The organism is Streptomyces sp. CNT372, from assembly GCF_000377145.1.
On record NZ_KB897776.1, the window covers coordinates 80,317 to 92,564 of the forward strand.

The following is a 12,248-nucleotide window of genomic DNA, read 5'->3' on the forward strand; positions in this document are numbered from 1 at the left end:
CTGTGGCCGGGCGGGACCCGCAGGTGTGCGATTACTTGAAGGAGACCTCGGCGAAGTTCTCCTGCGTCAGCGGGGAGACGTTCGGCGGGTTGACGTTCTTGCCGAATGCGATGGCGGGCGGGGAGGACGAGACCGGGACGCCCGGGACGTACTCGGCGATGACCTCGTTGGCCTTCTTGTACGCCTCGACGCGGCCGTTCGGGTCGGTCACCTTCGAGGCGGCGTTGACCGCGTCGAAGACCTTGTCGTCCTTGAAGCCCCACTGCTTGTCCGGGCCGGCGAACCAGGTGCCGATGAAGTTGTAGCCGTCGTTGAAGTCACCGGTCCAGCCGAGGAGGTGCAGGGCGCAGGAGCCCGCCTCGGTGGCGTCCAGGTAGTCCGGAGCCCACTTCATGGCCTTCGGCTTGACGGTGATGCCGGCCTTCTCCAGGTCGGCCTTCATCAGCTCGAACATGTCCTGCGGGGCGGGCATGTACGGGCGGGTGACCTCGGTCGGGTAGCAGAACTCGACGGTCAGCTTCTCCTCGCCGGCCTGCTTGAGGAGGTCCTTCGCCTTGTTGGTGTCGAAGGGGTACGTCTTCACCTTGTCGGAGAAGCCGGCGACCGTGTCGGGCATGAACTGGGTCGCGACCTTGCCGCCCTCGGGAAGCTGCGTCTTGACGATGTTCTCCCGGTCGATCGCGTGCGTGATCGCCTGGCGGACCTCGGGCTTCTTCAGGGCCGGGTTGGCGCCCTGGCTCATGCCGACGTAGAAGATGTTGAAGACGTCACGGGTCGGGACCTGGTAGCCCTCGCCCTCCAGCGTCTTCACGTCGGCCGGGGCCACGAGGTCGTAGCCGTCGATGTCACCGGCCTGGAGCGCCTGGCGGCGGCCCTCCTCGGTGTCGATGGTGCGGAAGACGAGGTTCTTCACCTTCGCCTTGTCGCCCCAGTAGTCGTCGAAGCGGGTGAGCGAGACTTCCTTGTTGCCCTTGTTCCACTTCGTGATCTTGTACGGGCCGGTGCCGGCGACCGTGCCGGCCTCCTGGCTGTACTTGGGGTACGTGATCGCGTCGCCCTTGGCGGTCGCGTCCTGCTTCGCGTACTCCTTGAGGGCCTTCGGCGAGTGGATCGCCAGGGCCTGGAGGGAGAAGCCGCCCGGGAGGTTGGCGGAGGGCTCGTTGACCTCGATGACCGCGGTGTTCTCGTCCTTGGCGGTGCAGGACTTGTAGTTCGCCTTGGGCGCCTCGGCGTCCTCGTTCTTCGCGAACCCGCCCATGATGGTCTGCCAGTAGTAGGAGACCGCGCTGGACTGGTACGTGCCCTTCCAGTTGAACCAGTGGTCGTAGTTCGCGCAGACGGCGGCGGCGTTGAACGCCTCACCGTCGTGGAACTTCACGTTCTGGCGCAGGTTGAAGGTCCACACGGTGCCTTCGGGGTTGCTCGACCACTTCTCGGCCAGGCCGCCGACGAGCTCGCTGCCGCCGGACTCGTGCTCCAGAAGCGCCTCGAACGCCTGACGGGTGACGCGGAAGGTCTCGCCGTCGCTCGCGAGAGCGGGATCCAGGGAACCGGGGTCACCGGCGCCGGCGAAGACGAAGGTGTCCTTCGCGCCCGCCTTGTCACCGTCCTTGTCCCGCTCACTGGCGCAGCCGGTCGCGATCAGGCCGACGGCAACCGTCGCCGTGATCGCCCGGATCGCCCCGGACTTGAATATTCGCATGGGTCCACCCCTGGTTCACCATGTGGAGTCTTGACGGCCGAACACTACAGACGGGAACCACCGGGGAGAACAGTCCGGATAGCGGTGATACCCAGTCGAGACCCGGACGCTCAACAAAACGGCGCGATACGGGACATCCACTCCCGACCGGTTAACACCCCTGACACATGACGCAGTTCAGAGGCGGTGCGGCCCGGGATTCCCGGCCCGTCCGAGGGGGGTCAGCGGTGGCCGGCGGAGCCGGGCTGCGGGTAGCCGTAGCCCGGGGCGGGAGCGGCCGGGGCGGCGGGGCCGTGGGCCTCGCGGTCGTAGAACGGCCGGGTGTTCGCCCGCATCCAGAGGGTGACGGGGTCGTAGTCGTCGGAGAGGGCGACGGTCGAGACGGGCAGGCCGTCCGGTGCCGCGCCGACCGACTGGCGCAGCATCGCCCGTACCGCGTCCACCGCCTGGGGGCCGTTGTCGTAGAGGTCCAGGCCGACGGCGAGGTAGGCAACCCCGACCGCGGGCTGCACCCAGGCGCGGCGCAGCGCCCGCACGGCCGGGGTGCGGTGCGCGTTCTGCGCGAGCAGGGCGTAGAACTGGGGGATCTCGATGGTCGGTTCCGACAGGCGCAGCGGGCCCGCGGGCATCCGGTCGAGCCCGGTGGCGATGCGGCGCAGGTCGGGCCAGGGGATGCCGACACCCCCGCCGGGGGCGTGCGGATTGAGCCAGATCCCGTAGCGCTCGGGGTACAGGGCGCGGGCCGCGTCCCGGCCGGTGACGACGTCGTGGGCGCGGGTCCAGCCGGAGGCGGACAGCTCCTGGGGCGAGGTCGCGCAGGGCACATAGCCGACGCCGTCGACCTCCATGTTCCCGTACTGGGCGTCGGGCGAGCCGGGCTGCCCGTGCCACAGCAGCATCCACAGACGGCTGCCGGCCGGGTCCGCGAGGGCGTGGAGCAGCGCCTCGTACGCGTCGTAGCGCCCGGGCGTCACCTGGCGCAGCATGTGCTCGACCTGTCCGGCCGCCGCGGTGCCTGACGCACTCACCCTGGGTTCCGCCCCTTCATCGATCCGCCGGTCCGCGCCTCGCGGTCCCGCGCCCTCGCCCGCCCTGCCGACGCGGCCGTGCCGTGGCATACCGCGTCGAAGCATTTGTTCAGGCCATCAAACCAGCTTAGGCGCCGCGGGCGACACAGACCCGGCTTCTCGGGCCTGTCCCCCCGTGCCGTCCCGGCTCTCCTACGATGCGTGCCGCTCGTAGAAGGGGCGCACGCGCTCCAGCATCCAGTCGCCGACCGGGTCCCGGGCGACGTCGAGCAGGACGAGGTTCACGGGCCAGGGCACGCCGGCCCGGCCGAGGGCGCGGCCGAGGGCGTCGAGCGGGGCGGTGCGGTCGGACTCGCCCCAGGCGGCGAGCTGTACGCCGACGAAGAGGGTCGGCGCGTCGCCCTCGATCGAGGCGAGGGCGCGGCGGCCGCTGAGGACGACACCGGACGCCTCGAACTCGCCCGCCGCGGCGGCGAGGAAGTCGACGGGCTCGTCCTGCCAGTCCGGCTCGAAGAGGCGGACCCGGCCGCCGGTGCCGGAGGCGTCGAGCGCGGTGTGCCCGTCCCGGCAGAGTTCGGCGACCGCGGGCGGCGGGAGGGGGACGCCGACGGCGCCGCCGGGGTTCACGGCGATGCCGAGCTGCGGGGGCAGACCGCGGGCGAAGTCGCGGGCGGGGGCGACGGTGAACGGCATGTGCGAGCCGACGGTCGCCAGGAACTGCTGCTCGGAGCTGAAGACGGGGACGTACGCGGCGCCGTCGATCTCCGTGGTCGGCAGGTCGAGGTTGGGGCTGGCGGGGCCGCCGCCGTTGGGGAGGGGCACCCATATGTGGCTGCGGCCGAGGACCTCGACTATGCGGGCGCCGGCGGCCGGGTTGCCGAGGGAGGCGGCGAGGGTCTCCTCCAACTCGTTGCCGGGCCAGCCGTGGTGCGGGTTGTCCATCTGCTCGTCCTGCTCGTCTCTTCGTCCGGCACGTCTTCGGCGCCCGGTGCCGTCTCGGCGTCCGCTCGTCTTCGGCGTCCGCTCGTTTTCGGCGCCCGGCTCGTCCTCGTCTCCCGGCTCGTCCTCGTCTCCCGGTGCCGTCTCGGCGTCCGGCTCGTCTTCGGCGTCGCGACGCCCACTCCGCGCGGGGTTCCGTGGAACTCCGCGCGGAGTTTATCGGGGGCGCTCCCGGCCGGGCCCGGCCGGGAGCCGTCTCCTCAGGCAGCCGGGGCCGGAGGTGTGACCGGCGCCGGAGGCGTGACCGGGGCCGGAGGTGTGACCGGGGCCTCGGTGAGCACCGGCGCGGTCGGCGGGGCGGCCGGCGCCTCCGGAGCGGGCGCGCCCGCCGTGAAGGTCAGCGCACGCAGCCCCGACGCCGCCGCCCGGTCCAGCAGGACCACCGAGGCGCAGCCCGCGGGCCCCCGCCGGGCCTCCGCGTCGGCGATCAGCCGGGCCACCGCCCGCCGGTGCCGGGCGAAGGCGTACCCGGAGACGCCCCGGCCGCGTTCGCGCTGGCCGTCACGGGCGACGCGGGGCGGCACGTCGAGAAGGACCAGGTGCAGGGCTCTCCCCCGCCCGGCCGCCTCCCGGGCCAGCCACCGGCGCACCCACGCCTGGGTGCCGCAGTCGTGGACGACCACGCTCTCCCCGGAGCGCAGGGAGCGCAGCAGCCCCGCGTAGTGCGCGAGGCGGACGAGCGGGCGGTAGACCGCGTACGGCAGGCGGCGGGGCATCCGTGCGTCCCAGCGGTCGCGGGTGTCCTGGGAGTCGATCGCCCGGCCGGGCGCGGTCCGGCCGATGAGCGTCGACTTGCCGCTGCCGGGCAGGCCGGAGACGACGACGAGGTCCCCCGCGGCGAACTCCAGGACGCGCGGGACGCGGCCCGGCCGCTCCCGCAGGTCGCGCAGGACGGGCGCCCGCACCCCGGCCGCTCCGGGCACGGTCAGGTCCGGGCGGCGGCCCGCCGGCACCCCCGCGGCCGCGGCGTATGCACGGGACTGCTGCAACGTCATCACCCTCCCCCTCATCCGGGTCGTGACATCCCTGCCCAACAAGCTTGCTCACGCAGTGTAAAGAACTGGTAATGCGATTCCGCCGGTTTCGCCACGGTGCGCCTCATCCGGGCCCCCGGGAAGCCCCCGGAGCGCCGGCCGGGCACCCCGGGCCGGATCCGTGGCACCGCACGCCCCCACTCTTCCCCGATGCGTGCAATGATGTGCGCGCCAACTGCATACCGGCCGCTTGAATCCGCGCGGGAGAGTCCCGGCCATCTGTGCCCGGGTGCCGAAGGAGCAAGTTCCTCCCTTGAATCTCTCAGGCCCCGTACCGCGTGCGATGAGGCAGATCTGAAAAGCGGGCCGCGTCGGCGGCTCCACCCAAGGTGCAAGTCACGACCGCCCGGATACGGACGACCATCCGTACGCGGGGTCGTGGCGAACCTCTCAGGTTCCGATGACAGATGGGGAGGATCGTCCTCGCCGTCATGCCCTGGGAGCTTCACCTATGAGCACTTCGCCTCGCCGCACCGCGCTCGATGCCCTGCATCGCTCGCTGGGCGCGACCATGACCGACTTCGCCGGCTGGGACATGCCGCTGCGCTACGCCAGCGAGCGGGACGAGCACACCGCCGTGCGCACCAGGGCCGGCCTCTTCGACCTCTCCCACATGGGCGAGATCACCGTCTTCGGCCCCCAGGCCGTGGACCTGCTGGACTTCGCCCTGGTCGGCAACATCTCCACCGTGGGCCCCGGCCGCGCCCGCTACACGATGATCTGCCGTGAGGACGGCGGCATCGTCGACGACCTGATCGTCTACCGCACCGGCGAGACCGAGTACATGGTCGTCGCCAACGCGGGCAACGCCCAGATCGTGCTGGACGCCCTGACCGAGCGGGCCGCCGGCTTCGACGCGGTGGTCCGCGACGACCGGGACGCCTACGCGCTCCTCGCGATCCAGGGCCCCGAGTCCCCCGGCATCCTGGCCTCCCTCACCGACGCCGACCTGGACGGTCTGAAGTACTACGCGGGCCTGCCGGGCACGGTCGCCGGTGTCCCGGCGATGATCGCGCGGACCGGCTACACGGGCGAGGACGGCTTCGAGCTCTTCGTCGACCCGCAGCACGCCGAGAAGCTGTGGGGGGCCCTCACCGAGGCCGGCCGGGACGCGGGCCTGATCCCCTGCGGCCTCTCCTGCCGCGACACCCTGCGCCTGGAGGCGGGCATGCCGCTGTACGGGCACGAGCTGACCACCGCGCTGACGCCGTTCGACGCCGGCCTCGGCCGGGTCGTGAAGTTCGAGAAGCCCGGTGACTTCGTGGGCCGCGCCGCGCTGGAGAAGGCCGCCGAGCGGGCCGAGGCCGCGCCGCCGCGCAAGCTGGTCGGACTGGTCGCCGAGGGCCGCCGGGTGCCGCGCGCCGGGATGTCCGTCGTCGCGGGCGGCGAGGTGGTCGGCGAGGTCACCTCCGGCGCCCCGAGCCCCACCCTGGGCAAGCCGATCGCCATGGCGTACGTGGACGCCGCGCACGCCGGACCGGGCACGGGGGGCGTGGGCGTCGACATCCGCGGTACCCATGAGCCGTACGAGGTCGTGGCGCTGCCGTTCTACAAGCGCCGGAAGTGACCGCAGCCGCGCGTGCCGGACAGGACCGGTACGCACCCGACGTGATCGCCCGCACTCCCCTCCCGTTCACCACCACTCCCCCGCGTACAGGAGAATTCTGGTCATGAGCAACCCCCAGCAGCTTCGCTTCAGCAAGGAGCACGAGTGGCTGTCGGCCGCCGAGGACGGCGTGTCGACGGTCGGCATCACCGAGTTCGCGGCCAACGCGCTCGGCGACGTCGTCTACGCGCAGCTCCCGGAGGTCGGTGACACGGTGACCGCGGGCGAGACCTGCGGCGAGCTGGAGTCGACCAAGTCGGTCAGCGATCTGTACTCCCCGGTCTCGGGTGAGGTCGTCGAGGCGAACCAGGCCGTGGTGGACGACCCGTCCCTGGTGAACACCGCCCCGTTCGAGGGCGGGTGGCTCTTCAAGGTGCGCGTCAGCGAGGAGCCGAAGGACCTGCTCTCCGCGGACGAGTACACCGAGTTCTCCGGCAACTGAGGATCTTCCCTATGTCGCTTCTGAACACCCCTCTCCACGAGCTGGACCCGGACGTCGCCGCCGCCGTCGATGCCGAGCTCCACCGTCAGCAGTCCACCCTCGAGATGATCGCCTCGGAGAACTTCGCTCCGGTCGCGGTCATGGAGGCGCAGGGCTCCGTCCTCACCAACAAGTACGCCGAGGGCTACCCGGGCCGCCGCTACTACGGCGGCTGCGAGCACGTCGACGTGGTCGAGCAGATCGCGATCGACCGCATCAAGGAGCTCTTCGGCGCCGAGCACGCGAACGTGCAGCCCCACTCGGGCGCGCAGGCCAACGCGGCCGCGATGTTCGCGTTGCTGAAGCCGGGCGACACGATCATGGGCCTGAACCTGGCCCACGGTGGTCACCTGACCCACGGCATGAAGATCAACTTCTCCGGCAAGCTCTACAACGTGGTCGCCTACCACGTGGACGACGCCACCGGACAGGTCGACATGGCCGAGGTCGAGCGGCTCGCCAAGGAGTCCAAGCCGAAGCTGATCGTCGCCGGCTGGTCCGCGTACCCGCGGCAGCTGGACTTCGCCGCCTTCCGCCGGATCGCGGACGAGGTCGGCGCGTTCCTCATGGTCGACATGGCCCACTTCGCGGGCCTGGTCGCGGCGGGCCTGCACCCGAACCCGGTGCCGCACGCCCATGTCGTGACCACGACCACCCACAAGACCCTGGGCGGCCCCCGCGGCGGTGTGATCCTGTCGACGGCCGAACTCGCCAAGAAGATCAACTCGGCGGTCTTCCCCGGTCAGCAGGGCGGCCCGCTGGAGCACGTGATCGCGGCCAAGGCGGTCTCCTTCAAGGTCGCCGCCTCGGACGACTTCAAGGAGCGCCAGCAGCGCACCCTGGACGGCGCCCGCATCCTGGCCGAGCGCCTGGTCCAGGCGGACGTCGGCGAGCACGGCGTCTCCGTGCTGTCCGGGGGCACCGACGTGCACCTGGTCCTGGTGGACCTGCGCAACTCGGAGCTGGACGGCCAGCAGGCCGAGGACCGCCTCCACGAGGTCGGCATCACGGTCAACCGGAACGCGATCCCGAACGACCCCCGGCCGCCGATGGTCACCTCGGGTCTGCGCATCGGCACCCCGGCGCTGGCCACCCGCGGTTTCCAGGACGAGGACTTCCGCGAGGTCGCGGACATCATCGCCGAGGCCCTGAAGCCGTCGTACGACGCGGCCGCCCTGCGCGCCCGGGTGACGGCGCTGGCCGAGAAGCACCCGCTTTACCCTGGTCTGTAACCGGACCCCGGTCCGCACCCGGGCCCGCGCCGCATCCGCGCGGCACCGGCCCGGCCACCGGACCCGCCGCACGCCCGTGCGGCACGCACCACAACGAGGGGCACCGCGCGCACCGGCCGTGAGCGCGGTGCCCCGCACCACGTACCGCGCTGTATGGCTTTGCCTCCGCACGACCCGGCAGACGACGGCGTCTACCACCCCCAAGGAGTTCCCCGTGGCCATCTCGGTCTTCGACCTGTTCTCGATCGGCATCGGCCCGTCCAGCTCCCACACCGTGGGTCCGATGCGCGCCGCCCGGATGTTCGCCCGCCGGCTGAAGAACGAGGGCGCGCTCGCCCACACCGCCTCGATACGCGCCCAGCTCTTCGGCTCCCTCGGCGCGACGGGCCACGGCCACGGCACCCCGAAGGCCGTCCTGCTCGGCCTGGAGGGCGAGTCCCCCCGCACGGTCGACGTGGAGGGCGCCGACGAGCGGGTGGAGCGGATCAAGGCCGACGGGCGCCTCGACCTGCTGGGCATGCACGAGATCGCCTTCGACTTCGACAAGGACCTGGTGCTGCACCGGCGCAAGGCCCTCCCGTACCACGCCAACGGCATGACCATCGCCGCGCACGACGCCGAGGACACGCTGCTGCTGGAGAAGACGTACTACTCGGTCGGCGGCGGTTTCGTCGTCGACGAGGACGCGGTGGCCGGGGAGAACCCGATCGTCCCGGACGACACCGTGCTGAAGCACCCCTTCCGCACCGGTGACGAACTGCTGCGCCTCACCCGCGACACCGGTCTGTCGATCTCCGCGCTGATGCTGGAGAACGAGAAGGCGTGGCGCAGCGAGGAGGAGATCCGCGAGGGCCTGCTCGACATCTGGCGGGTGATGCAGGCGTGCGTCTCGCGCGGAATGTCCCGCGAGGGCATCCTCCCCGGCGGCCTCAAGGTCCGCCGCCGCGCCGCCACCACGGCCCGCAAGCTGCGCTCCGAGGGCGACCCGGCGGCCCTCGCGATGGAGTGGATCACCCTCTACGCGATGGCCGTCAACGAGGAGAACGCGGCCGGCGGCCGCGTCGTGACCGCCCCCACCAACGGCGCGGCGGGCATCATCCCGGCGGTCCTGCACTACTACGTGAACTTCGTTCCGGGCGCCGACGAGGAGGGCGTGGTCCGCTTCCTCCTCGCCGCGGGCGCGATCGGCATGCTCTTCAAGGAGAACGCCTCCATCTCAGGCGCCGAGGTCGGCTGCCAGGGCGAGGTCGGCTCCGCCTGCTCGATGGCGGCGGGCGCCCTCGCCGAGGTCATGGGCGGCTCCCCCGAGCAGGTCGAGAACGCGGCCGAGATCGGCATGGAGCACAACCTCGGCCTCACCTGCGACCCGGTCGGCGGCCTCGTCCAGATCCCCTGCATCGAACGCAACGGCATGGCGGCGGTGAAGGCCGTCACGGCGGCCCGGATGGCCCTGCGCGGCGACGGCAGCCACAAGGTGTCCCTGGACAAGGTCATCAAGACCATGAAGGACACGGGGGCGGACATGTCCGTCAAGTACAAGGAGACGGCCCGGGGCGGGCTGGCGGTGAACATCATCGAGTGCTAGGGAAATAGGCCCTGACCAGCGCGTTGGTGCCTGTCAGCGCTGGCAGGGCCTTCCTTGTCATTCACCCCCGGACCACGCCGGGCACATCAGGCGATATCACTTGCCGAGCAAATCAGATATCATTTGATGGTTCCGTTGACGCGAGGAGACCAGCATGGCAAGGACAGTGATCGACCTCGACGACACCATGGTCGCCGAGGCCATGCGGATCTTCGGCACCAAGACGAAAGCTCAGGCCGTACGCCTCGCCATGGAGGACGCCGTCAAACGGCACCTGCGGCAGGAGGGCTTCGACGCCATGGACGCCGGCGACTTCGACTTCAGCGAGATCATCGAGAGCACCGGCCCGCGCAACGCCGACGGGACCCTCAAGCGCGAAGGCGGCCGGGCGGCCTGATGCAGGACCGCTACCTGATCGACAAGTCCGCTCTGGCGCGCTGGACGAAACCCGGCGTCAGAGAGGTACTCCAGCCCCTCCACGAACGCTACCTGCTCGCAGTCTGCGAACCCACCGAGTACGAGATGGTCCACTCGGCCCGGGACACCGCCGAGGCAACGCGCATCAGCACCTGGCTCCACGCCTTCGACTACCTGCGCAGTGACGACCGCACTTTCGCCCGCGCCCTGGAGATCCAGCGCCACGCTCTCAACGCGGGCTTCCACCGGGCACTGTCACTGCCCGACCTTCTCCTCGCCGCCACAGCGGAGTTGAACCGGCTGACCGTGCTCCACTACGACGGCGATTTCGACATGATCGCCTCCCTGACCGGTCAGCCCACCGAGTGGGTCGTGCCACCGGGCATCGCCGACCGCTGAACGCCGTCCGGACTCACCCTTGCGCTCCTGGTGAACGTCCTCGTCCTGGCGGCCACGGTGCGACCGCCGGCGCTGTTCGGCGGCTCGGTGCTGGCGGCGGGTGTGCTCCGCCGCCGCGATCCGTTTGATCCCCGACCGCGCCGCCGGCTCACGCCGCCAGGTCGCGGACGCGTACCGGCAGGTGCCAGCGGTTGCGGCGGTGGAGGCGGTCGAGGTCGGCCTGGAGCGGGGAGGGCGGGACGGTCAGGACCGGGCAGGTGGCGCGGGTGCGGCAGTAGCCCGCGACGGAGGGGCGCAGGCGGCCCAGCGCGCGGCGGGTGCCGGTGCCGACGACGATCAGGTCGTCGGGGCCGTCCGCGAGGTCGACCAGGGCGGCGCCCGGGGTCGCCCGGGAGACGACCGCGTGCAGGGGGACGTCCGGGCCCGCCGGGCCGGATCATCGACGTTGATCAGCTCATTGACCTCGCGCATCCCTGCATATCCGCACCACCACTGCAGGCCCAGCCCGCCGGGTCGCCCTGGCTTCGAACCACCAGACGAGATGATCTCTAGACCGGACCGGTCACCGCCGCATCCACTTCCACGACCTCCGGCACTCCACCCCCACCCTGCTCCTGGATCAGGGGGTCGAATTCGTCATCAAGGAACTCCCCGTCCGCGCCCACATCGGCGTCACCGCCACCGTCTACGCCCACGTCCGACTCCGCCTCCAACACAACGCCATCAACGTCTCAGCACCGCCCTTGGCCCGTCGGAGGCCACCGAGACGGCCATCGGCGACGGCGACGAACCGCCACCCTGTAACACGCTCGTCCGCTGACGTTGCCGCTGAGGTTGAAAGGGTGGGCCCAGACGCCTTCGACGGGGTTGAGGTCGGGCGCGTGGGGCGGGAGCTTGACGATGGTCAGCCAGTCGCTGTTGCGGTCGCAGAGGTCCCGCAGGGCCTTGGCGTACAAGGTGCTGGCGTTGTCCCACACCACGATCAGCGGCGCACCGCCGAGTTGCCGGCGGGCTGAGGTCAGCAGGTCCGCGAACTCGCGGGCCCGGAAGCCCTTCTTTTCGCCGGTCCGGCCCCGTTACGTCTGGGTCCGGTAGATCAGCCTGGTCTCACGGCGCGGTCTGACGCAGACCATCCCGGCCATCAGCACCCGGCCCGATCCCTTGCCCGTCACCTTGACCAGCGGAGTCATGCCCCGCCGTGACCAGGTCCCGCCTTTGCCGGGTCTCAGGTCCTGGCCGAGCTCGTCTTCGAAAGCTATCCACGCGCCCAGGAACTGGGCCGTCCTCATACCCGTGACCACTGCTCCGCCCCCCTGCTCCACGTCCTGTTCGTCGCGCTCGACGGCCCGGCGTGCGGGCACCTGCGGAGACCAGCCCAGCCGGTGCAGCAGGTAGGACACCCCCGCGGGGGGTACCCGTATGCGAACAGCCGGTTGATCAGCTCCGCGACCCTCGCCAGGGTCCACCGCTGGTCCTCGCACCAGCCGTGCGTCGCCGGGCCAGCCTCCAACTCGGCCTGCAGGCGCTCGGTTTGGTCATCGCTGAGCTGAGAGGAAGAGCCACCAGGCCCCTTCGAGGCCAGGGCTGATCTGCCGCCGTCCCGCCAGGTCGTGTGCCAGGCAAGGCCGACTTCCGCGACACCCTGCGGGCCACCTCCGGCGGCCGCACCCCTTGCCCGAACATCTCCGCGACCTCGAAGCGAACCGCCTCACGCTTCGCCCGCCCCGCGGCAGTCAGACCGCCGCTATCCACGTACCACATGACG

General features: G+C 71.1%; 12 protein-coding genes, 2 pseudogenes and 1 riboswitch. Of the genes and pseudogenes, 7 read left to right on the forward strand and 7 right to left on the reverse strand.

The features are described 5' to 3' along the window. Positions 1-31: 31 nt before the first annotated feature. The 4 genes and pseudogenes from C593_RS0100330 to C593_RS0100345 form a co-directional block, all read right to left on the reverse strand. The gene (locus C593_RS0100330; protein WP_018845308.1) at positions 32-1,702 is read right to left on the reverse strand and encodes an ABC transporter substrate-binding protein; all 1,671 of its coding nucleotides are present in this window, start codon (positions 1,700-1,702) and stop codon (positions 32-34) included. Between the two features lie 221 nt (positions 1,703-1,923). Continuing rightward, positions 1,924-2,730 carry an enhanced serine sensitivity protein SseB C-terminal domain-containing protein gene (locus tag C593_RS0100335; RefSeq protein ID WP_018845309.1) on the reverse strand — a complete coding sequence of 269 codons (807 nt, stop codon included), beginning with the start codon at positions 2,728-2,730 and terminating at the stop codon, positions 1,924-1,926. A gap of 192 nt (positions 2,731-2,922) precedes the next feature. Next, entirely contained in the window at positions 2,923-3,672 is a 750-nt protein-coding gene (locus C593_RS0100340) for an enhanced serine sensitivity protein SseB (protein ID WP_018845310.1), read from the reverse strand. Between the two features lie 389 nt (positions 3,673-4,061). Next, a pseudogene (locus tag C593_RS0100345) lies at positions 4,062-4,724 on the reverse strand (AAA family ATPase); the annotation flags it as partial. Positions 4,725-4,954: 230 nt separating this feature from the next. After that, positions 4,955-5,050, forward strand: a riboswitch (glycine riboswitch). A gap of 164 nt (positions 5,051-5,214) precedes the next feature. Between C593_RS0100345 and gcvT the strand changes: the two are divergent. The 6 genes from gcvT (at position 5,215) to C593_RS0100375 (ending at position 10,483) form a co-directional block, all read left to right on the forward strand. Then, complete coding sequence (gene gcvT / locus C593_RS0100350; RefSeq protein ID WP_018845312.1) at positions 5,215-6,330, forward strand: glycine cleavage system aminomethyltransferase GcvT; 1,116 nt, start codon at positions 5,215-5,217, stop codon at positions 6,328-6,330. 103 nt (positions 6,331-6,433) lie between these two features. Continuing rightward, a complete protein-coding gene (gene gcvH / locus C593_RS0100355; RefSeq protein ID WP_018845313.1) occupies positions 6,434-6,811 on the forward strand; it encodes a glycine cleavage system protein GcvH in 378 nt (125 codons plus the stop codon). Between the two features lie 11 nt (positions 6,812-6,822). Further along, a complete protein-coding gene (glyA, locus tag C593_RS0100360) occupies positions 6,823-8,082 on the forward strand; it encodes a serine hydroxymethyltransferase (protein ID WP_018845314.1) in 1,260 nt (419 codons plus the stop codon). A gap of 214 nt (positions 8,083-8,296) precedes the next feature. Beyond that, entirely contained in the window at positions 8,297-9,667 is a 1,371-nt protein-coding gene (locus tag C593_RS0100365) for an L-serine ammonia-lyase (protein ID WP_018845315.1), read from the forward strand. Positions 9,668-9,821: 154 nt separating this feature from the next. Further along, entirely contained in the window at positions 9,822-10,064 is a 243-nt protein-coding gene (locus C593_RS0100370) for a type II toxin-antitoxin system VapB family antitoxin (RefSeq protein ID WP_026277217.1), read from the forward strand. Further along, positions 10,064-10,483, forward strand: a complete 420-nt coding sequence (locus C593_RS0100375) for a PIN domain nuclease (RefSeq protein WP_018845317.1) — start codon at positions 10,064-10,066, stop codon at positions 10,481-10,483. The genes C593_RS0100370 and C593_RS0100375 overlap by 1 nt, the downstream gene beginning before the upstream one ends. Positions 10,484-10,631: 148 nt before the next feature. Here the strand turns inward: C593_RS0100375 and C593_RS31145 are convergent, their stop codons facing one another. Then, entirely contained in the window at positions 10,632-10,892 is a 261-nt protein-coding gene (locus C593_RS31145) for a universal stress protein (RefSeq protein ID WP_078521106.1), read from the reverse strand. Positions 10,893-11,031: 139 nt separating this feature from the next. On the opposite strand from C593_RS31145, the pseudogene C593_RS33520 reads away from it, so the two are divergent. Beyond that, positions 11,032-11,303, forward strand: a pseudogene (locus tag C593_RS33520) (site-specific integrase); the annotation flags it as partial. Here the strand turns inward: C593_RS33520 and C593_RS32835 are convergent. Together C593_RS32835 and C593_RS33525 are read right to left on the reverse strand one after the other, a co-directional pair. Next, positions 11,215-11,508 carry a transposase gene (locus C593_RS32835; protein WP_158686790.1) on the reverse strand — a complete coding sequence of 98 codons (294 nt, stop codon included), beginning with the start codon at positions 11,506-11,508 and terminating at the stop codon, positions 11,215-11,217. The pseudogene C593_RS33520 and the gene C593_RS32835 sit on opposite strands and share 89 nt — an antisense overlap. Positions 11,509-11,559: 51 nt before the next feature. After that, on the reverse strand, positions 11,560-11,964 hold the full coding sequence (locus C593_RS33525; protein ID WP_486591059.1) for a winged helix-turn-helix domain-containing protein: 405 nt from the start codon (positions 11,962-11,964) through the stop codon (positions 11,560-11,562). Between the last annotated feature and the right edge of the window lie 284 nt (positions 11,965-12,248).